At 64.6% G+C, this 21,804-nt stretch carries 20 protein-coding genes; 11 read left to right on the top strand and 9 right to left on the bottom strand.

Features of this window, described 5'->3' with window-relative positions; translation table 11 throughout:
* Positions 1-2: 2 nt before the first annotated feature.
* Positions 3-1,400, top strand: coding sequence for a dihydrolipoyl dehydrogenase (gene lpdA, locus A4R29_RS29030; protein WP_063173410.1), 1,398 nt, complete (start codon positions 3-5; stop codon positions 1,398-1,400).
* Between the two features lie 172 nt (positions 1,401-1,572).
* Entirely contained in the window at positions 1,573-2,448 is an 876-nt protein-coding gene (locus A4R29_RS29025; protein ID WP_024504079.1) for a glycosyltransferase, read from the top strand.
* A gap of 40 nt (positions 2,449-2,488) precedes the next feature.
* Here A4R29_RS29025 and A4R29_RS29020 read toward each other — a convergent pair whose 3' ends face one another.
* Positions 2,489-3,592: a saccharopine dehydrogenase family protein gene (locus A4R29_RS29020; protein WP_024504078.1), complete on the bottom strand. Its 1,104-nt coding sequence runs from the start codon at positions 3,590-3,592 to the stop codon at positions 2,489-2,491.
* A gap of 115 nt (positions 3,593-3,707) precedes the next feature.
* Here A4R29_RS29020 and A4R29_RS29015 point away from each other — a divergent pair, with 115 nt between their 5' ends.
* On the top strand, positions 3,708-4,136 hold the full coding sequence (locus tag A4R29_RS29015; RefSeq protein WP_013528746.1) for an Lrp/AsnC family transcriptional regulator: 429 nt from the start codon (positions 3,708-3,710) through the stop codon (positions 4,134-4,136).
* Positions 4,137-4,187: 51 nt separating this feature from the next.
* Here A4R29_RS29015 and A4R29_RS29010 read toward each other — a convergent pair whose 3' ends face one another.
* The 3 genes from A4R29_RS29010 to A4R29_RS29000 form a co-directional block, all read right to left on the bottom strand.
* Entirely contained in the window at positions 4,188-5,558 is a 1,371-nt protein-coding gene (locus A4R29_RS29010) for a HAMP domain-containing sensor histidine kinase (protein WP_063173409.1), read from the bottom strand.
* Complete coding sequence (locus A4R29_RS29005; RefSeq protein WP_013528748.1) at positions 5,555-6,229, bottom strand: winged helix-turn-helix domain-containing protein; 675 nt, start codon at positions 6,227-6,229, stop codon at positions 5,555-5,557. The genes A4R29_RS29010 and A4R29_RS29005 overlap by 4 nt, the downstream gene beginning before the upstream one ends.
* Positions 6,230-6,389: 160 nt before the next feature.
* Positions 6,390-7,187, bottom strand: a complete 798-nt coding sequence (locus A4R29_RS29000) for a COG4705 family protein (RefSeq protein WP_024504075.1) — start codon at positions 7,185-7,187, stop codon at positions 6,390-6,392.
* Positions 7,188-7,418: 231 nt separating this feature from the next.
* Between A4R29_RS29000 and A4R29_RS28995 the strand changes: the two genes are divergently transcribed.
* Positions 7,419-8,054, top strand: a complete 636-nt coding sequence (locus A4R29_RS28995; RefSeq protein ID WP_063169592.1) for a methyltransferase family protein — start codon at positions 7,419-7,421, stop codon at positions 8,052-8,054.
* A gap of 10 nt (positions 8,055-8,064) precedes the next feature.
* On the opposite strand, the gene A4R29_RS28990 is transcribed toward A4R29_RS28995, so the two are convergent.
* Entirely contained in the window at positions 8,065-8,550 is a 486-nt protein-coding gene (locus tag A4R29_RS28990) for a hypothetical protein (protein ID WP_024504073.1), read from the bottom strand.
* Positions 8,551-8,733: 183 nt separating this feature from the next.
* Here A4R29_RS28990 and A4R29_RS28985 point away from each other — a divergent pair, with 183 nt between their 5' ends.
* Positions 8,734-9,135: a RidA family protein gene (locus A4R29_RS28985; RefSeq protein ID WP_063173830.1), complete on the top strand. Its 402-nt coding sequence runs from the start codon at positions 8,734-8,736 to the stop codon at positions 9,133-9,135.
* Positions 9,136-9,161: 26 nt separating this feature from the next.
* A complete protein-coding gene (locus A4R29_RS28980) occupies positions 9,162-10,397 on the top strand; it encodes an amidohydrolase/deacetylase family metallohydrolase (protein ID WP_063173408.1) in 1,236 nt (411 codons plus the stop codon).
* A gap of 59 nt (positions 10,398-10,456) precedes the next feature.
* On the opposite strand, the gene A4R29_RS28975 is transcribed toward A4R29_RS28980, so the two are convergent.
* On the bottom strand, positions 10,457-12,244 hold the full coding sequence (locus A4R29_RS28975) for a flavin-containing monooxygenase (RefSeq protein ID WP_063173407.1): 1,788 nt from the start codon (positions 12,242-12,244) through the stop codon (positions 10,457-10,459).
* Positions 12,245-12,357: 113 nt separating this feature from the next.
* The gene (locus A4R29_RS28970) at positions 12,358-13,302 is read right to left on the bottom strand and encodes a MurR/RpiR family transcriptional regulator (protein ID WP_024504069.1); all 945 of its coding nucleotides are present in this window, start codon (positions 13,300-13,302) and stop codon (positions 12,358-12,360) included.
* A gap of 337 nt (positions 13,303-13,639) precedes the next feature.
* On the opposite strand from A4R29_RS28970, the gene A4R29_RS28965 reads away from it, so the two are divergent.
* The 5 genes from A4R29_RS28965 to A4R29_RS28945 all read left to right on the top strand — a co-directional run bounded on the left by A4R29_RS28965 (position 13,640) and on the right by A4R29_RS28945 (position 19,656).
* The gene (locus tag A4R29_RS28965; protein WP_024504068.1) at positions 13,640-14,467 is read left to right on the top strand and encodes an ABC transporter ATP-binding protein; all 828 of its coding nucleotides are present in this window, start codon (positions 13,640-13,642) and stop codon (positions 14,465-14,467) included.
* Complete coding sequence (locus A4R29_RS28960; protein WP_013528757.1) at positions 14,464-15,324, top strand: ABC transporter permease; 861 nt, start codon at positions 14,464-14,466, stop codon at positions 15,322-15,324. The genes A4R29_RS28965 and A4R29_RS28960 overlap by 4 nt, the downstream gene beginning before the upstream one ends.
* A 69-nt stretch (positions 15,325-15,393) precedes the next feature.
* On the top strand, positions 15,394-16,557 hold the full coding sequence (locus tag A4R29_RS28955; protein ID WP_063173406.1) for an ABC transporter substrate-binding protein: 1,164 nt from the start codon (positions 15,394-15,396) through the stop codon (positions 16,555-16,557).
* Between the two features lie 359 nt (positions 16,558-16,916).
* Positions 16,917-18,008, top strand: a complete 1,092-nt coding sequence (locus A4R29_RS28950; RefSeq protein WP_063173405.1) for a Gfo/Idh/MocA family protein — start codon at positions 16,917-16,919, stop codon at positions 18,006-18,008.
* A 205-nt stretch (positions 18,009-18,213) separates the two neighbouring features.
* Positions 18,214-19,656 carry an amidase gene (locus A4R29_RS28945; RefSeq protein WP_063173404.1) on the top strand — a complete coding sequence of 481 codons (1,443 nt, stop codon included), beginning with the start codon at positions 18,214-18,216 and terminating at the stop codon, positions 19,654-19,656.
* Positions 19,657-19,874: 218 nt separating this feature from the next.
* Here the strand turns inward: A4R29_RS28945 and A4R29_RS28940 are convergent, their stop codons facing one another.
* Entirely contained in the window at positions 19,875-21,113 is a 1,239-nt protein-coding gene (locus A4R29_RS28940) for a M24 family metallopeptidase (protein WP_063173403.1), read from the bottom strand.
* Between the two features lie 68 nt (positions 21,114-21,181).
* Positions 21,182-21,772 carry an invasion associated locus B family protein gene (locus tag A4R29_RS28935; RefSeq protein ID WP_013528762.1) on the bottom strand — a complete coding sequence of 197 codons (591 nt, stop codon included), beginning with the start codon at positions 21,770-21,772 and terminating at the stop codon, positions 21,182-21,184.
* Positions 21,773-21,804 lie beyond the last annotated feature (32 nt).

Below are 21,804 nucleotides of genomic sequence, written 5' to 3'. Positions count from 1 at the left end.
TCATGAAAGAAATCTCCTGCAAGCTGCTCGTCATCGGCGCCGGGCCGGGCGGCTATGTCTGCGCTATTCGGGCCGGACAGCTCGGCGTCGATACGGTGATCGTCGAGGCCGGCAAGCCGGGCGGCACCTGCCTCAATGTCGGCTGCATCCCGTCCAAGGCGCTGATCCATGCGGCGGAGGAGTTCGAGAAGGTGTCGCACATGGCGGGCGGCAAGAGCCCGCTCGGCATTTCGGTCACCGCGCCGACGCTCGATCTTGCCCGGACCGTCGCCTGGAAGGATGGCATCGTCAGCCGGCTCAACAGTGGCGTCGCCGGCCTGCTCAAGAAGGCAGGCGTGAAAACCGTGCATGGCTGGGCGAGCTTTCGCGACGGCAAGACGGTCGCGGTCGAGACCGAGACGGGCGTGCAGGTGATCCGGGCCGAAACGATCGTCATCGCCTCCGGTTCGGCGCCGGTGGAGCTGCCGTTCCTGCCGTTTGGCGGTCGGGCGATTTCGTCCACCGAGGCGCTGGCGCTCAGCGACGTGCCGAAAAATCTCGCGGTCGTCGGTGGCGGCTATATTGGGCTGGAACTCGGCATGGCATTTGCCAAGATGGGCACTGAGGTGACCGTGATCGAGGCCTTGCCGCGCGTGCTGGCGCAGTATGATGCGGAGCTGACCCGGCCGGTGGTCAAGCGGCTCACCGCGCTCGGCGTCGAGGTGATGCTGGGCGCCAAGGCCAAGGGGCTTTCAACCAAGGGTGACGCGTTGCTGGTCGAGACCTCGGACGGCAAGAGCGTCAAGGTCCCAGCCGACAAGATACTGGTGACGGTCGGCCGCAAGCCGGTGACCGAAGGCTGGGGGCTCGAGCAGATCGACCTCGACATGGCCGGCAAATTCATCCGCATCGACGACCAGTGCCGCACCTCGATGCGCGGCATCTTCGCCATTGGCGACGTCACCGGCGAGCCGATGCTGGCGCACCGGGCGATGGCGCAGGGCGAGATGGTCGCCGAGATCGTTGCCGGCCACAAGCGCAGCTGGGACAAGCGTTCGATACCCGCCGTTTGCTTCACCGATCCCGAACTGGTGACCGCTGGTCTTTCGCCGGAAGAAGCCAAGGCGCTCGGCGGCGAGATCAAGATCGGCATGTTCCCGTTCGCGGCCAACGGCCGGGCGATGACGAAGCTGGGCGAGGACGGCTTTGTCCGCGTCTTGGCCCGCGCCGACAACCATCTGGTGCTCGGCATCCAGGCGGTCGGGCAGGGTGTGTCGGAACTGGCGGCGGCGTTCGGGCTGGCGCTGGAGATGGGCGCGCGGCTGGAGGACATCGCCGGCACCATCCACGCGCATCCGACGCAGGGCGAGGGATTCCAGGAAGCAGCGCTGAAGGCGCTGGGACACGCGCTGCATATTTGAGGAAAGGGGCGAACCTGTTCGAGCCAGCTCTCTTCCTTCCCTCGCCAGCCCATCGATCAACTCGCCAGCCGCTCATCTAGGCGCGACCAAAGCGATTGGCGGGAAAGTGCCGCGTACCATGTTTTCCGAGAACCGGATTCCACCCTTCGGGATCATGCTCTAGTCTCCTCCCATGAGCACCGACCTGAAGAAATACGTGGCGATTCGCTACAACACCGCCACCGGCTTCATGCCGAGCCAATGGAATGGACACGGCAGAGCCAATCTCGACCCGGTGTGGCTGGTCGAGCGGCTGGCGCTGTTCGACACCTATTGCGCGCCGTCGCTCGAGGGCCAGTCGCAGAAGGACTTTACGGTCCTGATTGCGTTCGATTCCGAAACACATGAGAACTACATCCGGATCGTCTGCGGCTGCGCGGCCGGGATTGATGTCAGGCCGGTTCTCATCAAGGCCGGCGAGAACTACAATGTCGCCTTCAATGCGTTTGTCCAAAGCGACACGGATGCCGAATTTGTTTTGCTGACTCGGCTCGACAGCGATGACGCGCTGGCGCCGACCTTCATGGAGCGTGTCGATTTCTACGCGCGCCGGGAAATCGCCAAGGGCGAGGTGAACCAGCAACCGCTCTATATCGCCTTTCCGCACGGCCAGAATTTCGATGCGGCAACCAACCACTACACGCAGCACGAATATCCAACGTCGGCCTTCGGCACTCTGGTCGAGAAGCGATCACCGTCCATGAACGGGGTCTATTGCGACGAGCACACGAAGATGGCGACGCGTTTCAACACTGTCGGGGCGGCCTCGAAGGAGGCTCAATGGTGCATCGTCATTCATGACAACAATGCAGCCAATGTCTTGCGCGGCAAGCCGGTCGCCGAGCCGGCTTTCACCGTGGGCCGGCCCGGTGCCGAGACAAATGCGCGCGCGCCGGCTCGAAAAGAGACTACGCAAAAGCAGATGCCGCAGACTTCGGCCAAGGCCTCGCGCAACGCCGGCAATTTTGTCCGGTTTCTGCTTGGGCGGCCGATGGTCTTGCGGAAATAGCTCGATGCTAATCTCCCCCTCAAGCGGGAGATTATGCGCTTCACCCCGCCAGCCGGCTCACCATTTCGTGCTGGGCATAGGCGCGGCCAAAACGGTTGGCTAGAAATGCGTCCAGCGCGATGTCTTCCTGCTTGATGAAGCCGGTCGCCGGCAGGCTGCCGTCGGCCAGCATGTCGAGCACGGCGCAGATGCCGGACGCCGTGGTGATCTGGATGGCGCTGCGCACCACCTGGCCGATACGCTGGGAATAGACCTTGTTGGCGTAGGTCTCCTGCAGCAGGCGGCCGTTCTTGCGGCCGGAGACGGTGACGAAGACGATGACGACGTCCTGCAATGTCGCCGGCAGGGCGCTTTCAAAAATGTCCTTCAGCACGTCGCGGCGATGGCGCAGGCCGAGGTCGTTGAGCAGCGCCTTCATGATCGCGGCGTGGCCGGGGTAGCGGATGGTGCGGTAGTTGAGCGTGCGCACCTTGCCCTTCAGCGTCTCGGCCAGCGTGCCGAGCCCGCCGGAGGTGTTGAATGCCTCGTAAGTGACGCCGTCGAGCGAGAACTCCTCGCGCTCCTCCAGTGGCGGCACCTCGACCAGCTCGCCCTCGACGATCGCCTCGCAGGGCTCGCAATATTCGTTGATGACGCCGTCGGTGCTCCAGGTCAGATTGTAGTTCAGCGCATTGGAGGGATATTGCGGCAAAGCGCCGACGCGCATGCGCACGCTTTCCAGAGAATCGAAGCGGCTGGCGAGATCGTTGGCGACGATCGAGATGAAGCCCGGCGCCAGGCCGCATTGCGGAATGAAGGCGCTTCTGCCCGAACGCGCCAGTTCCTTGACGCGGCGGGTCGAGACGACATCCTCGGTCAGGTCGAGATAGTGCACGCCGGCACTGGCCGCCGCCTCGGCGATGCGGGTGGTCAGATGGAAGGGAGCGGCGCTGAGCACCGCGAATTTGCCGGCGAGTGCGGCTTCAAGCGTGCCGGATGCTTCGATGTCGAGCTCCAGCGTCGCAACCGTGGCCGGGACTTCGGCAGCAGCGAGCTGTGCTGCCGAGCGGTCGACGAGCGTGACCTGATAATCTCCCGTGGCGGCGAGCATCTCGGCAATGGTCGAGCCGATCTTGCCGGCGCCGACAACGACAATTTTCTTCATGACAAATCCCTCACTGGTTGTGAGCACAGATTCGCAGCTTGCCCGTCGAAAGGAAGCGTGGTTCTGTACGAAACGAACCCATTGATTGGTCAGTCCGCCGAGAAGAATCGTCGAAATGCTCAGCGATGCCGAACAGACCCTGCTTTCGCTGCTGCGCGAGAATGCGCGCGCCTCGACCGCCGAGCTGGCGCGGCGGCTTGGCGTCTCGCGGACAACCGTGCAGAGCCGGATCGAACGGCTGGAGCAGCGCGGCATCATATCAGGCTACGGCGTGCGGCTGGCGCCGGATTATGAGCAGGGGCTGGTGCGGGCGCATGTGCTGCTCACCGTGACGCCCAAGCTTGCCGACAAGGTGGTGCGCGGCCTGCGCGGTTTGGCGACGGTCCGGACGCTGCATTCGGTCAGCGGCAATTTCGACATGATCGTCATCGTCGACGCGCCATCGATCCGCGACCTCGACATGCTGCTCGACCAGATCGGCGCCATGGACGGAGTCGAGCGGACGCTGTCATCGATCATCCTGTCGACGCGGATAGATAGGTGAGGGGACCTCTCAACCCAAGCTGGGCTTGAACAGCACCAGCCGTTTCGCCGGCTAATCCATAGCCAGCGGAAAACGCACCACCACCGCAAGTCCCGGTCGGCAATCCTCGAGCGTGATCGATGCGCCGTGCAGATCGGCTATGGCCCGGACAAGGCTGAGCCCGAGGCCGCTGCCTGATGTCGAGCGGCTGTGGTCCAGCTGGTAGAGCCGCTGGAACACTTTCTCGCGCTCTGCCGCCGGAATGCCGGGACCGTTGTCGGCGACGCCCGCAACGACGCGTTCGTCCTGGCGCGCTACCGACAGCTTTATCGTCGTGCCCGATGGACAATGGCGCAACGCGTTCTCGACCAGATTGGCGAACATCTGCGTCAGCAGCTCGCGATCGCCATGGATCCGGTCCGTCGTTTCCTGTGGTTGCGCCAACGACAGCGACTTTCCGTCGTCCTCGGCAACATCGGCATAGATCTCGGCGATGGTTTGCAGCACCTCGCCCAGATCGACATCGGTGAACCGCGCCCGGCGGGCGCCGGCCTCGATCTGCGCGATGCGCAGCAGGGCATCGAAGGTCTCGTTGATCTGCAGGCTCTCGGCATGCGCCTCCGCCAGTTCAGCGGCGATTTTCCGGCCCGACAGGTTCTTTTCCGACGCGGTGTCGAGGATCATCTGCAACCGGTTGAGCGGCGTCTTCAGATCGTGGGCGATGTTGGCGCTGACCTGTTTCATGCCTTCGACCAGCGCCGACAGGCGGTCGAGCGCGGCATTGACCTGGCTGGAGACGATGTCGATGTCGTCACCCTTGCCGGTCAGCGGAATGCGGGTGTCCAGCCGTCCATGCGAGACATCCACCATGGTGGCGGCGATGCCGTCGAGACGGCGCTGGACGCGCGAGGCGAGCAGGGCGCCGCCGGCGACCGCCAGCCCGGTGATGATCAGGGTTCCCCAGCCAAAGCTCATCAGCACGATTCTCTCCAGCTCCTCCGTCTCGGAAAGGCTGAAGGCGACGGTCAGCGTGTTGCCGCCGACCGGGCCGGAATAGGCGCGGTACTCGGCGCCGGGCGGCACGCCGGGCATTTCGGTGTCGAACATCGAGAAGCCGTCGGGGAGCCCCGCGGCGGTGAAGTTGCCGGCCAGGCGATTGCCCGTTGCGTCGGTCAGCGAAAACAGCTGCTCCTTCTTGAGGCTGCGCAGGGAGTGGCTGCCGACGGTCTCAACCAGCTCCTTGAGATCGTTCTCGGCATAGGTCGCGGCGACGACCGCGTAGGTTTCCTTGATGGTGTCGTCGAGCCGCTCGGCAAGATCGGCGCTCATCATCTGGTAGACGATGGCGCCAGACAGGACGAAGGCCAGCACGAACAGGAAGGCGAAGGTCAGGGCAAGCCGGAATGGCGTGCTGCGCAGCAGGCGGGACCAGGTTCCGGTCATGGCGCGTGCAGGCTGTAGCCTGTGTTGCGGACGGTGTGGATGAGCTGGGTTTCGAAGGGCTTGTCGACCTTGGCCCGCAGCCGGCTGATATGGGTCTCGACGACGCTGGTCCTGGGATCGAAATGAAAATCCCAGACACGCTCCAGAAGCATGGTGCGGGTGATGACGCGGCCTTCGCCGCGCATCAGCACTTCCAGCAGGCTGAACTCCCGCGGCTGCAGGTCGATCGGCTGGCCCCGCCTCGTGACGCGGCGCATGATCAGGTCCATTTCGAGGTCGGCGACCCGCAGGACGGTTTTCTGCTCCTGCGCCGCCGGCCGCCGGCCAAGCGCGTTGATGCGGGCGAGGAGTTCGGAAAAGGCGAAGGGCTTGACCAGATAGTCGTCGCCGCCTGCCTCGAGCCCCTCGACGCGGTCGTCGATGCCGCCGACGGAGGTGAGGAAGATCGCCGGCGTGCGCACGCCGGCGGCGCGCACCGCCTTGACCATCGACAGGCCGTCGAGACCGGGGATCATCCGATCGGCGACGATCACGTCGTATTTGCCCCGGGTCGCCGCGAACAGCCCGTCATGGCCGTTGCGCAGGAGGTCGCAGACATGGCCGGCCTCGGTCAGTCCCCTGACGATATAGTCGGCCGTCCTGTGGTCGTCCTCGACGAGAAGCAGTCGCATGAAAGGTCCGGTCCGTTGCCGAGATGGACAGGCTATCACCGGCACGGGCTTGTTCCTAGGATGTCACGAAGGCGCAGGGATGGTGGCGCTAGAACGTTCACGATTGGCCGAAGCGGTGGGGTTTTCGGCAATTGTCAATGCTAGCGCATCCGCCCTGCACCTAGTCCAGGTCCAGCAACAGTTCATCGGCTTCGTCGGTTGTCCCCTTCAGGGTCATGTGCAGGACGAGCGCAATGATACAGCCGAGGAAGAGCAGGCTGGTGAAGATGGTGCCGAAGCCCAGGCCGCCATGCCTGGCCGATCGCGACAGCAGGTCACCGAAGGAGGCGCCGAGCGGCCGCGTCAGGATATAGGCGAGCCAGAAGGCCAGGATGCCGTCGAGATTGAGCAGCCAGTAGGCCAGCACGATGAGCGCGATGGCGCCGCCGAACAGCAGGCCTGTGGTGAGGTAGCCCATGTCGAAGCTTTCGGCGACGAGATCGCCGGCGGCGGTGCCGAGCGCGAAGGTCAAGAGGATCGCCAGCCAGTAGAAGATTTCGCGCCTGGTGGTGAAGATGGTGTGGATCGACAGCGTCCGTTCGCTGGCGTACCAGACCGCGAATGTCGCGGCGAGCGCAACCGAGAAGGCGATGGTCGTGGTCTGCAGGCGCACGCCGAAAGTGTCGACGAGATTGTCCGTCACCAGGGTGCCGACGATGCTGATCAGCACCACCGCCAGCCAGTAGGCCCACGGCACGTAACGCTTCTGCGCAAACTGCAGGACGAGGGCAGCGATCAGGATGCCGGTCATGATCAGCGAGGTGACGGTCAGCCCAAGTCCGATCGTGTCGGCAAGATAGTCCGCCGCGGTCTCGCCGGTGGTGACCGCCATCAACTTGATCACCCAGAAATCGAGAGTGACGTCGGGAACCCTGTTGTGGCTCGGTGGGGCGGGTTGTTGCCTGTTGGGCGCGAGCATGGCTGAAGTCCTGAGGTCGACGGTTGCGGCGGTGGCGATCCGCGCAGCGTAAGCAAACGAGTTCACGCCGGCCTGTCCGGCGGCATACAAATTCGTAAGAATGGGCGTGGGCCGCGCAAAGTCCTTTACGAACGCCCGGCGCTGCGCCGATAGAGGGCGTGCGCCTTTCATCCGCCATCAATGTCATGCCCATTGCTCACGGGCACTCGTCAGTGCCCCAGGAAACACCAAATGACCTACGCTACCCTCAAGCCGGTTTCCCAGGCCTTCGACCAGCGCAAGCGCCTGATCTTCGTGCGGGTTGCGGCGGCGCTGGCGGTGTTGCTGCTGTTTCTCACCAAGCCGGGGCTGAGCGAGGGCTCCGACGGGCACGAAACGCTCGAATTCTTCGGCTTTTGCCTGGTGCTCGTCTGTGTCGTCGGGCGGCTGTGGAGCATTCTCTATGTCGGCGGCAAGAAGAACGAGGAACTGGTCTCGACGGGACCGTTCTCGACCACGCAGAACCCGCTCTATTTCTTCTCGACGGTCGGCGCGGTCGGCATTGGATTGCTCTACGGCTCGCTGATGACGGCCGTGGCGCTGGGCCTTGCCAGCTTTTTCATCTTTCGCGTCACGGCGCGCAAGGAAGCCGAATTTCTGCTCGGCAAGTTCGGCCCAGCCTATCTTGCCTACACCAAGAGCACGCCCCGGTTCTGGCCAAACCCGCTGCTCTACCGCGACGATGACGAACTGCAGTTCTCGACGCGGGCTTTGAAGCGCACGTTTTTCGACGGGCTCTATTTCCTCGCCATCTTCCCGGCCATCGAACTGGTCGAGCATTTCCGGGCGACCGGCATGCTGTTTCCGGCCTTCGTCACGCTCTACTGATCAGCTGGCTCTAGCTGCCGAGCGGATGCGGCATGTAGCCGACGAAGCCTGATATCTTCCAGCTGCCGCCGACCTTGCTGCAGAAATACAGCGTCTGCCATTTCAGCCGGTCGACGCTGCCGTCCGCCTTGGCGACCGAGCCGTCGAACTTCTTGTGCAGCACGGCGCGGTCGCCGTCGACGTCGATGTCTCGCATGTTGGTGACGCGAAACAGCGCCTCGCGCAGCGGCTCGGCGAATTTGGTCGCCGCCGTCTCTTTGGCCTGGCGCAGCCATTCGTCGCGATAGACGTCGAGCCTTGGAAACTGCAGCCGCCAGGCGTCGGCGTTGTGCAGGAAATGCGCATGCATGCCGAAGAAGCTCTCGGCGACGAAATCATCCTCGACCATGGCCCAGTCCTGGCCGATGAAAGCGTCGATGTCGCGCCGCACCAGCATTTCCCAGAGCGCGTGGCGATCGGCATCGCCTGATGGAAACGGGTTCTTGTCGTAGGTCATTGCTGGTGTCTCCGCTCTGGCAAATGCGTCTGTGCGGTGCGGCTTCCAAGCCGCCCGTCAGCGCGTACGATGCAAGGGCTCTTGTAATAAAGCAACGCAGATTTCCAAGAATGTTGCTTTCCAACAAGGCCCCTATGAGGATCGGCCGGATCGGCGTAAATGTCGATCGAAGCGGGCGCCGCAATGGCACCCCGTCCTGTCTCAGAGGAGGCTTGTCCCTTGCCGAAACAGTGTTTTGGAACGTCCCATGTGCCGCTGTCGCCCGCCGTGCGGGCAGGCGATCTCGTCTATGTCTCGGGCCAGGTTCCCGTCGGCAGCGACGGCATCGTGGTCAAGGGCGGCATATCGGAACAGACCGAGCAGGTGCTCGCCAACGTCAAGGCCGCGCTGGCGCTGGCCGGCTGCACCATGGACGATGTGGTGAAGACCACCGTGTGGCTGGAAGACGCGCGCGATTTCGGCGCCTTCAACGCGGTCTATGCCAGGCACTTTCCGAAGAACCCGCCGGCCCGCACCACGGTCGAATCGCGGCTGATGATCGATATCAAGATCGAGGTCGAGGCGGTCGCCTATCGGCCTCTGTAAGCAAAGCAACGAGCGGAGGTTACCCCATGCAATTCGACCTCCTGCTGAAGGGCGGACGGCTGATCGATCCGGCCGCTGGCCTCGACGCGCTGCGCGATGTCGCCATCGCCAATGGCCGCGTTGCCGCGGTCGACGCCGATATCCCGGCGGACAGCGCCGCGCAGATCGTCGATGCCGCCGGCTGCATCGTCACGCCGGGCCTGGTCGACCTGCACAGCCACGTCTATTGGGGCGGCACGTCGCTTGGCGTCGATGCCGACCGGCTGGCCGCCAAGAGCGGCACCACCACCTTCATCGATGCCGGCAGTGCGGGCGCCGGCAATTTCCTCGGCTTCCGCCACCATGTCATGGAGCGCTCGAAGGTTCGCATCCTGGCCTATGTCAACATTTCCTTTGCCGGCATTTTCGGCTTCTCGCAGACGGTGTCGGTGGGCGAGTGCAGCGATCTCAGGCTCTGCGAACCGCGCGAGGTTGTGGCTGCGGTGCGCGAGCACCGCGATGTCGTGGTCGGCGTAAAGGTTCGCTCGGGCAAGCATGCCGGCGGCACCAGCGGCATCGCGCCGGTGGATCTGGCGCTGGAGGCCGCCGACCAGGCCGGCCTGCCGCTGATGGCGCATATCGACGAACCGCCGCCCGGCCGCTCGGAAGTGCTGCCGCGCCTGCGCAAGGGCGACATTCTCACCCATTGCTTCCGGCCTTTCCCGAATGCGCCGGTGTTCGCTTCCGGCGCGGTGCGGCCCGACATGCGGCTGGCGCGCGAGCGCGGCGTCATCTTCGACATCGGCCACGGCATGGGCTCATTCGATTTCGCCGTCGCCCGCGCCATGCTCGAAGAAGGGCTGGCGCCCGACGTAATCTCGAGCGACGTGCATCTCTACTGCGTCGACGGTCCCGCCTTCGACATCCTCGTCTGCATGTCGAAGCTCCTGGCGCTCGGCATGCCGCTGGTCGAGGTCCTGCGCGCCGCCACGCAAGCGCCGGCGCAGGCGATCGCGCGGCCTGACTTGGGCACACTGGCCATCGGCACGGTCGGCGACGTCGCCGTGCTCCGTCAGCGCCCGGGCCGCTTCACCTTCGTCGACGCGGTCGGCGCGTCATTGGTCGCTGACCAGAGGCTGGTGTGCGAAGGCATCGTTATCGGCGGCACCTGGTGGCCGAACGATGCGGTCAACGATGTCAGCGAGACTGAGCGGTTTGTGGCGCATGCCGCGCATACCCATGTCGAGGTTGCGGCGAGGCACTTTGGGCATCGGCACGACTAGCTGATCTCGCCAGCTTGTGCCTGTCTTGGGACTGTGCGCTTGGCGAATGGGGGTCGACTTTACCCGGCGTTGCTCACCGCCCCGTAAACCGGCGTCTCAATGCCTTCCATCCGCGCCTTGATCTGCAGCGCCACATATTTCGAATAGAAGCGCGACAGCGCCAGATTGCCGCCGTGGAACCAGAGCGCTTCCTGGGCGGTCGGCTTCCACATGTTGCGCAGCTCGCCTTGCCAGGGGCCGGGGTCGCCCTTGACGCCGGAGCCAAGGCCCCAGCACGGGCCGACCTTGTCGGCGACTTCGCGCGAAACGATCGCGGCGACATTCTCGGTCATCGACTGATAGCCGGTGCAGGCGATGATGGCGTCGGCGGCGAGTTCACTGCCGTCCTCGAACAGGATGCCGCTCGGGGTCAGCGACTTGATGGCGACGCCGCTGCGGATGCCGATCTTGCCGTCGATGATCAGGTCGGAGGCGCCGACATCGATGTAGTAGCCGGAGCCGGTGCGGTAGGCCTTCATCAGAAGGCCGGTTTCGTCGTCGCCGAAATCGATGGCGAAGCCGGCGGCGCGCAAGCGGTCGTAGAAGGCCGCGTCGCGCGCCTTGATCACCTCGTAAAGCGCCTGCTGGCCCTTGGGCACCAGCGCGAACGGCGTCGAGGCGACGATCATGTCGGCCTTCTCGGTGGTGATGCCGCGCGCCAGTGCGTCTTCCGAGAAGATCTCGAAGCCGACTTCCATCAGCGTGTCCGACTTGACCACTGTCGTCGGCGAACGCTGGATCATGGTGACCTCGGCGCCGCTCTCCCAGAGGTCGACGCAGACATCGTGGCCGGAGCTTGCAGCGCCAATGACGGCGACTTTCCTGCCGCGGAATTTGTCGCCGCTGGCATACTGGCTGGAGTGCAGCAACTCGCCCTTGAACCGGCCGGCACCCGGCAGATCGATCCGCCGTGGCGGGCCGTAGGCGCCGGTGGCGAAGACGATGTGCTTGGGCTTCAGCGTGATCTGCCGGCCGACGCGATCGACGACCACGGTCCAGACTTTTTCGGCCTCGTCATAGCTGGCGCTGAGGCATTTGGTGGCGACCCAGTAGTTGAGCTCCATGACGCGCGTATACATTTCCAGCCAGTCGCCCATCTTGTCCTTGGGCGTGAACACCGGCCAGTTTTCGGGGAAGGGAATGTAGGGCAGATGGTCGTACCAGACCGGATCGTGCAGCACGAGCGTGCGGTAGCGGTTGCGCCAGGAGTCACCCGGCCTGGCATTCTTCTCGATGACGATGGCCGGCACGCCGAGCTGGCGCAGTCGCGCCCCCAGCATGATGCCGCCCTGGCCGCCGCCGATGACCAGGCAGTAGGGCTGTTCATCAGTGCCGAGTTCGCGTGTCTCGCGCGCCCGCGCCTCCGACCAGGTCTCGCGCTGGGGATCGGCCTTGTGGCGCACGCCGAGCGGCCGCGCCGCGCCCTTGCGCTCCTCGAAGCCCTTGAGGTCGGCCATGGCCGTGAACAATGTCCGGCAGCGGCCGTCGCGCAGCCGCATGATGCCCTCCCCCCTGGCCACCACGGTTTCGAAGCTGAACCAGGCCTCGATGGTGCCGTCGTCCGAGGTCGCCTCGCCGGTCAGCCGCCACGCGCTCGGCTTGGCCGTCGCCAGCGTCGTCGCCAGCATGTCGGCGATCGCCGCGCGGCCTTCCATGGTCGTGATGTTCCAGGTGAAGGTCAGGAGATCGCGCCAGTAGCAATCGTCGACGAACAGGTTGCTCGCCGCCGCAGCGTCGCCGGCTGCGAGCGCCTGCGCCAGGGATTCGAGCCATGCGGCTGCCTGTTTCGATGGTGCTATTTCGAGCATTTCTTTCCTCTTCCTGCGTGCGTCTAATCTGTGTTGGAATGGCAACTGTCGAACTCGGCGCTGCCCCTCATCCGCCTGCCGGCACCTTCTCCCCGTCAACGGGGAGAAGGGAGCTAGTCTCCGAGCGGCTCCATCTCCTTGCCGGTGCGGTGGATCTGGGCGTTGTATTTGATGCGGCGCACCGTCTCGCGGGCCGAGCCGTCGAGCTTGTAGGCGGAGGCCACCGCCAGCAGGTCGATCGCCGCCAGGAAGGCGAAGCGCGAGGCCGTCGGCTTCAGCGTGTCGGGATATTCCGGGACCGCCACCGTCAACCTGACGTCGCAGGTGCGGGCGAGCTCGGTGTCGGGCGCGGTCACGGCGATCGCATTGGCGCGGTAATGCTTGGCGAGCTCGACGGCCTCGATCACCTCGCGGGTGCGTCCCGTCGCCGAAATGGCGATCACCAGATCGCCGGGCTTGAGCGTCGAGGCGGTCATGCGCATCAGATAGGGATCGCACTGGGCGCTGACCGTGATGCCGTAGCGGAACAGCCGGTATTGGGTTTCCTGCGCCAGCGCCGAGGAGCTGCCGCCGAGGCCGAAGACCGTGACCTGGCGCGCCTTGGCGATCAGCTCGGCGGCTTTCTGCAGCTGGGCCGGGTCGAGCTGCCGCTCGGCCTCCTGCAGCGCCCGGCGCGCCTCGCCGAACACGGCGTTCCAGAACGGCATGCCATTGTCATTGCTGACGGAAGGCGACTTGGCCAGGTAGAGCGCGCCGACGACGAGGCTCTGCGCCAGCTTCAGCTTGAAATCGCGCACGCCCTCGCAGCCGATGGCGCGGCAGAACCGGGTCACCGTCGGTTCGCTGACCCCGGCGCGCTGGGCAAGGGCGGCGTTGGAGGCGTCGACGGCATATTTGACGTCGTCGAGAACGACATCGGCGACACGCCGTTCGGCCGGGCGCAATTCGCTGTAGGAATCCTTGACCAGCGAGATGATGTCGGGGATGCGCCGGACAGGATCGCGTCCCTCGGTATCGGGGCCTGGAACAGGCTCGTCCTGGCTGCCAGCGTCGGTCATGGGGTCCTGGTCTTTCCCTGGGTTGCGAGGCTGTCGTCTTAGCATGTTTGCACGCCCTGGCTCCACGTGCCCGACCGGATCGCAACCGCAGCGTGTCGTTGGGGAAAGCTCACCTTCCTCCGTTCCTCTCCGGTCTGCGTCAGTTCCGAAGTATGTAGGAAAGCAACATGCATTTCAAGGCCGTAAAACAGACATTAAAACAACATGATAGGTATACTAATCGATTTTCGTGATACGGCTGCTATCGTCGGTGCTTGACAGGAAAGTAGGATAGTTACAGACTGATTTTCGCTGGGGATGAGCCAATGGATCATCGCGCAATCTTCCCGGGGGGCAGATGAACACGGGCGATGCAAAAAAGCCGAAGCTTGGCGTGCAGGCAGCGACCAAGATCTATCACACGGCCTCCGGCGACTTGCTGGCGCTGGACCGCTGCAGCCTCGATGTCAGCGTCAATGAAATCGTCTCGATCGTCGGCCCTTCCGGCTGCGGCAAGACCACGCTTTTGTGGTCGATGTCGGGCCTGCACAGCCTGACCAGTGGCGAGATCCGGCTCGACGGCAAGGCCATCACCGGTCCGCATCCCGATATCGGCATCGTCTTCCAGGAGGCGAACCTCCTGCCGTGGCGCAACCTCGACGCCAACATCCGCTTCCCGTTCGAGATCAAGGGCGAGAAGCCGGACCGGGCGTGGATCGCGCATCTGCTCAACCGGGTCGGGCTCGATGGCTTCGGCGGCAAGTTTCCGCGCGAGCTGTCGGGCGGCATGCAGCAGCGCGCGGCGATCGTGCGGGCGCTGGCGTTAAAGCCCTCGGTGCTTTTGATGGACGAGCCGTTCGGCGCGCTCGACAGTTTCACCCGCGAGGAGATGAACCGGCTGGTCGAGGAGATCTGGCTCGACACCAAGACAACCATCGTCTTCATCACCCACAGCATCGAGGAAGCGATTTTTCTCTCGGACCGGGTGGTGGTGCTGAGCGCCCGGCCTGGCCGCGTCGCCAAGGAATACCGCGTGCCGTTCCCACGGCCGCGTTCGCTGGAGATCATGGCGACGAAGGAGGTCTTCGACCTCACCAACCGGATCAAGATGGACATTGTCGGCGAACGCACGCGGCCAAAAGCGCCGGAGCGCCCGAGCGCCGAAATCGTGAGGATCAGGCCGTGAGCGGGGGCGATGCCATTCCGGAATTCTCAAAGTCCAAGTCGGGCGCCAAGGCGGGCGACGGCCATGAGGTCAGCCTGACCAACCTTTCCGCCTTCGCCAGCGGCCCCGGCATCAAGTCGGGCAAGGAGGTGGCGGCCATTCTTGCCGTGGCGGTGATCATCATCGGCGGCATCGAACTGGCGCTGCGGCTGTTCCACGTGCCGCTCTATATCATGCCGCCGCCGAGCTCGATCGCCTATGCGCTGTTCGACGAGTTTCCGCTGATCGCGCCGCATCTCGGCTACACGCTGGTCGAGCTGGTGTCCGGCTTCACCATCGGCGCCATCATCGGCCTGGTGCTGGCCGCCGTCATCACCCAATTCCCGTTCGCAGAGAAGATCGTCGCGCCTTACATCCTGCTTCTGGTCACCACGCCGATGCTGGCGCTGGTGCCGCTTCTGATCCTGCGCTTCGGCTTCGGCTACACGCCGCGCATCATCGCGGTGGCACTGGCCGCCGGGCCGATGGTGATGATCAATGCGGCGACAGGCTTTCGCCGCGTCGACAGCGCCAAGATTGCGCTGGCGCGTTCCTATGGCGCCAGCACCCTGCAGATCTTCTGGAAGATCCGTGCGCCGATGGCGCTGCCGATGATCCTGGTCGGGCTGATGATCGGCGCCATCTTCGGCCTGCTGACCGCGGTCGGCGCGGAAATGGTCGGCGGCGGTTTCGGCCTCGGCAACCGGCTGACCACCTATTCGTCGATGATCCAGATGCCGCAGTTCTTCGCGGTGGTGCTGATCCTGTCGACGCTCGGCATCCTGATCTACGTGCTGTTTTTCCTGATCGGCAAGAAATGGGCGAGCTGGGAGGCTTGAACACAGGGATATGACGGCGCCCGGGAGGCGGGCGGCAAGAGACTGACATCAAACAAAAAGGGGAATGCCATGACCAAAGAGAACTCGATCAACCCGGCGGGGATCAGCCGCCGCTACTTCCTGCAGGTCACCGGCGCCGGGCTGGTGACGGCGACGGCGCTTGGCGCCACCGGCCTGAAGGCCAGGGCCGAACCCTACGGAAAATTCACCTGGATCTCGCCGCGCGGCACGCTCGAAGTGCTCGACGACTATCCCTACTGGGCGGCCAAGAAGGCCGGCTATTTCGACGGGCTGGACACCGACATGCAGCCGGGACCATCGGACGGCACCGCGACGGTGAAGTTCGTCGATGTCGGCCAGGCCGATATGGGCTTCCCGTCGCCCGGCGTGTTCTCCTTCGCCATCCAGAACGGCATGAAGCTGAAGTCGGTGTTCCATATGGGCGCGCGCGACACGTTCAGCATCGCCTTCCGCAAGGGCGAGGGATCGAACGACCTGAAGAAGCTGGAAGGCAAGACCATCCTGCTCGGCTCTGCCGCCTGGCAGTCGATCACCGACCCGCTGCTGGCCGCGCAGGGCGTCGACATCAAGAAGGTGAAATATGTCGAGGCCGGCTGGCCGACCTGGGGAACGGCGCTGGCCGGCGGCCAGGGCGACGCCGCCCTGTCGTGGGAAGGGCTGCGCGCCGAATGGATCGCCAAGGGGCTCGACTTCGAATACTGGCTCGGCGTGCAGAATTCGAAGCTGCCGGCCAACACCTTCGTCGTGCGTGCCGCCGATCTCGAGGATTCCGACCGCAAGGCGTTTTTGGAAAAGTACCTGCGCGGCTGGGCGATGGGCCTCGAATTCGGCTACCAGAATCCACGCGCGGCGGTCGAAGCGGTGTTCGAGCAGTTCCCGACGCTGGCCAAGAATCTCGGGCCGGAGCTCGGCACCACCTCGATCCTGCAGCAGATCAACGTTTTCCGCGGCGACATGGACAAGCGCGGCGGCTGGGGCTCGCACGACATGGCGAGCTGGCAGGGCTTCTTCGACGAAATCCACAAGATCGGCCAGATCACCGCCCCGGTGAAGGCCGAGGATGTCTGCACCAACGATCTGATCGGCCCGGCCAATGATTTCGACAAGGCCAAGGTCAAGGCCGATGCCGACGGCGTCAAGCTGTCGGAAGGTTTTGCCGCGCTCGATGTCGAGAAGATCAAGGCGCATCTGTTCGATTCGGCGGTGAAGTAGGGCTGCGCAACGGGTCATGTCGGCGCCGCCCTCCATTACCCTGCCTTGGCTCCTTTCCTCTCCCTCCGGAGGGGGGAGAGGTGGCGCCGCGAAGCGGCGACGGAGTGGGGGAAGGCGTTCGTCAAACGCGCAGTCGCCGCAAGACAGGCACAATCTGACGAGCAAGAGACCTCAGGCGCGCGGCGAGGGTCGACCCCCACTCCGTCGAGCTTCGCTCGACACCTCTCCCCCGATCGACGGGGGAGAGGAAAGGGCCGGGCAATGAGCGGCGGCGCTGACCTGAGGTGATTGTCTCGAATAGACATACGAGCGGCAACCGATCGCCGCGCACAATTCAATCAAAACCTGGGAGATATTCGGTGTCCGACAAGGTGAAAGTGCTGGTGGTGGGTCTCGGCAATATGGGTGCGTCGCATGCGAGCGCCTATCACCGGCTCGACGGTTTCGAGATCGTCGGCATCATGAGCCGGTCGATCAAGAGCAACACGAAGATTCCGGAAGAATTAGCCGGCTACCCCCTCTACGAGGATTTCGACCAGGCGCTGAAGGAAACAAAACCGGACGCCGTCTCGATCAACAGCTGGCCGAACACCCACGCCGAATACGCGCTGAAGGCAATCGCCGCCAACTGCCATGTGTTCATGGAAAAGCCGCTCGCCACCAACAACGAGGATGCCGAGAAGGTGGTCGCGGCGGCGCGGGCCAAGAACCGCAAGCTGGTGCTCGGTTATATTCTGCGCGTGCATCCGTCGTGGATCAAGTTCATCGAGGTCGGCAAGACGCTCGGCAAGCCGCTGGTGATGCGGCTCAACCTCAACCAGCAGAGCAGCGGCAGCGCCTGGCACTGGCACAAGAACCTGATCGATTCGCTGATCCCGATCGTCGATTGCGGCGTCCACTATGTCGACGTCATGTGCCAGCTGACTGGCGCCAAGCCGGTGCGCGTGCACGGCATCGGCGCCAAGCTCTGGGCGGAAGCCGACAAGCAGAATTACGGCCATCTGCACGTCACCTTCGATGACGGTTCGGTCGGCTGGTACGAGGCGGGCTGGGGCCCGATGATGAGCGAGACGGCCTATTTCGTGAAGGACGTCGTCGGCCCCAAGGGCGCGGTGTCGATCGTCGCCGGCCAGCAGGCAAGCAGTGTTGCCGAGCTGGCAGAGGTTTCGAATTCCGCCGACATCGACCGCCACACCAAGACCGATGCGCTGAAGATCCATTATGCCGCTGTCGACGGCGACAAGAATTTCTCCAAACCCGACGAGATCGTCAGCATGGAGGACGAACCCGGCCACCAGGAACTGTGCGATCGCGAGCAGGCCTTCTTCCTGCGCGCCATCCGCGAGGATCTCGACCTCACCGAGCAGATGGATGCGGCGGTCAACAGTCTGCGCATCGTGCTGGCCGCCGAGCAGAGCATCGCACTGGGGCGGACCATCGACCTGGCCTGAAGTCGCGCCAGCCCCCTCATCCGGCCGCTTCGCGGCCACCTTCTCCCCGTTGGGGAGAAGAGGGTGGCGCTGGCGCTGCAAGTCTCCTCTCCCCTCGGGGAGAGGTCAGCCGAGCGAAGCGGAGGCTGGGTGAGGGGGCCGATGCCCCAATACAGTTCTCCGCAGGAGCAGCATCAACACAAGCTATCCGCCGAAGGAGAGAGATATGGCCGCCGTCACCGACAGTCTGCTGAAAACCTATGCCGAGTCCGACGCGCTGGACCTTGCGGCGCTGGTGAAGCGCGGCGACGTTACCCCGGCGGAGCTGGTAGAAGCGGCGATCACGCTGGTCGATCGGCTCAACCCGACGCTCAATGCGGTCATCCATCGCCTCTACGACATGGCGCGCGCCCAGGCGCAGACGGTCGACACATCAGCGCCCTTCGCCGGCGTGCCATTCCTGCTCAAGGAGCTGGCCTCGTCCTGGACCGGGGCGCCGAACACCAACTCCTCATTCTACCTGAAAGATGTCGTCGCCGATTTCGACACCGAAGTGGTTCGCCGCATGAAGGCGGCCGGGCTGGTGCTGGTCGGCAAGTCGAACGCGCCGGAGAACGGTTGGTCGATCACCACCGAGCCAAAGCTCTACGGCGCGACGAAGAACCCGTGGAAGGAAGGCATCACGCCCGGCGGCTCCAGCGGCGGAGCGGCCGCGGCGATTGCTTCGCGCATGGTGCCGATCGCCGAAGCCAGCGATGGCGCCGGCTCGATCCGCATCCCGGCCTCCTGCTGCGGCATCGTCGGCCTGAAGCCGTCGCGCGGCCGCGTCAGCCTCGCGCCGTTCGGCGACTATTGGTATGGCGGCGCCTATTTTCTTTGCTGCTCGCGCACGGTGCGTGACACGGCGGCCTATCTCGACGCGGTCGCCGGCGCGCTGCCGGGCGACCCCTACACGCCGCCGGTTCCTGATGGCAGCTGGCTCAGCCTGTCGGCGCGGGCGCCAACGAAGCTGCGCATCGGCTTTTCCGTCACGCCGCCCAACGGCACCGCGATCGATCCGGAGGTGAAGGCGGCGGTGCTGGAGACCGTGGGGACGCTCGAGCGGCTCGGCCACCATGTCGAGGAGCATGACATGCCGCTCGACGCCGATGCTGTGTGGAAGACCTACACCAACATGACCTGCGTGCAGACGGCGGCGACCTTCGACTACCTTGAAACGGTGATGGGGCGGCCGGTGACACCGGGCGATGTCGAGGCGGTGACCTTTGCGATCATCGAGCGTGGCCGTGCGACCAGCGGCACCAGGCACATCTCCGATGTCGAGCAGCTCAGGCAGGTCGGCCGCGACATCGTCGGCGACCTTGGCGCCTACGATCTCTTCATCACCCCGACGCTGACGCAGCTGCCGCGCCCGCTCGGCTATTACGACATGTCGGAAACCGATATCGACCGCTACAATGCCAAATGGACGGACGCGGTGTTTGCCTTTCCCTTCAACATCTCCGGCCAGCCGGCGATCTCGCTGCCGCTCGGCTGGTCGAAAGACGGCGTCCCGATCGGCGTGCAGCTGGTCGGCCGCTACGGCGACGAGGCAACGGTGCTGGCCGCGTCGGCGCAGCTGGAGCAAGAGATGCCGTGGAGGGGGAGAAGGCCGGCGGTGAGTGGTTAGGTGCTTGGCAGCCCACCGCCGAGTTCCGTGGCGCCCCCCTCTGTCCTGCCGGACATCTCCCCCTCAAGGGGGGAGATTACGCGCTCAACAGCCTTCGCCAAATCATCTACACGGTAAGGTGGGCGAGACGGCGAAGCTGCCAATCTCCCCCCTTGAGGGGGAGATGCCCGGTAGGGCAAGGGGGGCGTAGAGCGCTGTCCCTGCAGTGACCCGCCTCGCTATCCAATCCTCTCCAGCCGTCGCGGCAGCCTGTTCATCGGCTTGGGCCCGTCCGGCGTGATCAGGAACTGGTCCTCGAGATTGAAGCTGGCGAGGCCGTCTATGTAGAGCGGGATCTCGAAGGCCAGCACCATGCCGGCTTCGATCACGACATCGCTGTCGGCGGCGATGAACGGCCATTGTTCGGAAAACACCGACTGGCCGACGCCATGGCCGAAATGGCCGCGGCGGTAGGTGCGCAGCCCTTGCCGCGCCAGGCTGTCGGTGGCGCCGCGATGCACGTGGGCGAGCGTGGTTCCCGCAACAAGGGACGCCAGCCCGTCGTCAAAGGCCCGCTCGGCAATGGCGTGCAGTTCGGCCTGCTCGGCGGATGGCGGCCCGAAGGTGAAGTTGCGCGACATGTCGGAGGCGTAGCCGCCGACCGTGCAGACCATGTCGCACTTCAGCGGATCGCCAGGCATCGCTTTCGCATCGGCATCTTTGGCCCGAGCGCCCAGCGTCACATATTCGGCCGTTTGGACCGGATGGGACAGTCCGGCCGCGGCCGTGGCGACACCTTGCCGGTAGAGGGCAATGAGATCGGCCTGGCGCATGCCGGCCATCGCATCGACCTGCAGCCGCTCCAGCCCGGCTTCCGACAGGATGATGCCTTGCTGCAGCAGGTCGATCTCGCGCGGCGACTTGATGGCCCGCAACCTGTCGAGCACGGCCGAGCCGTCGACCATCGTGCAGGCTGGCAGCAGCGCCTGCATGACCGAGAAATCGGCGGCGGGAACAAAATCGAGGTCGACGCCGACCCTTGCGCGCCCCAGCCCGAACCCGGTCAGGATCTGCTTCAGCTCGTCGACGGCACGAGCGAGTTCGAATGTCGCGGGCCGAGAAAAACCAGGCGCCCGGCCGGCAAGGCCGGCCTCGATGCGTTGCGGCAACCCTTGCCCTGACGTCGAGGCGTCCAGCGTGGCGGCTTCGATCCAGATCGGGTGGCTGCGGATAACAGCGTCCGGCAGAACCCGCTGCAATTGTCCCGCATTGAAGTCCGCCACCACGACGCCGATCGGCAGGTCTCGGCCAGCCGGGATGACGACAAAGCCGGCGCCGGCGCGCCGGAACAGTCCCGCCGGGCCGATCGAGGCTCCGGTCGCATAGTGGAAGGCCTCGGGCGCGCACAGCACCAGCGCCTCGATGCCGGCGCGGTCCATCAGTTGTGCCGCGCGCTGGCGGTCGACAAAGCCTGTCATGGGTTTCTCCACTGTCCGAAGCGGCAACGGAGCATTCCGGGTGCGTACAATCAAGCCGCTGACAACAGCTACTTGATCGATTCCAGCTTGGCGACGGCGGCGGTGAAGCCAGCCAGCGACACCGGGATGGTGACCGGCTTGCGGGTGACCGATTCCATGCCGATGTTCAGATTGGTCCCCGACTTCATGGCCTTGATGAGATCCGCCGACAGCGGCGTGGCGGCATAGGCGCCGTTCTGGTCGCTGGTCTGGATGGCAATCGTCGTCTTCTGGCCCTGATCGATCTGGAAGGAGGCGCCGGACGGCAGGAACAGGCCGTGCGGCAGGGCAAGCAGCATGGCGAGGCTGCCATTGCCGTTGTCGCGGCGCACGGTCACGGTCAGCACGCGCTGCCCGGTCTTGGCCTCGGTCAGGTTCTGCGAAAGCTGGCACTGAAGCTCAGTGGTCGCCGAACCGCTGGAGCAGTTCACCGCCCACGGATTGGCATCGGCCGGTTTTGCATTGCTTTCAGCCGGCTTTGGCTGGGCCGGCTTGGCATCTTCGGCAAGGGCTGGGCCGGTGGCCAGAGCAAGCCACAGGGCGGCCAGTCCCGCGGCCATGCCGAGTAAATTAGATCTAGCTAAAGTAAATGTCATGTTGTTTTGCCGGATGCCTTGCATGTTTCCTCGCCGCGCCCGGTATTCTCCCGAGC

Origin of the sequence: Mesorhizobium ciceri biovar biserrulae, from assembly GCF_001618845.1 — a bacterium.
Lineage (GTDB): Bacteria > Pseudomonadota > Alphaproteobacteria > Rhizobiales > Rhizobiaceae > Mesorhizobium > Mesorhizobium ciceri.
Note: the sequence above shows the minus strand (reverse complement) of the source record. Positions and strands in the feature narration are given on the sequence as shown.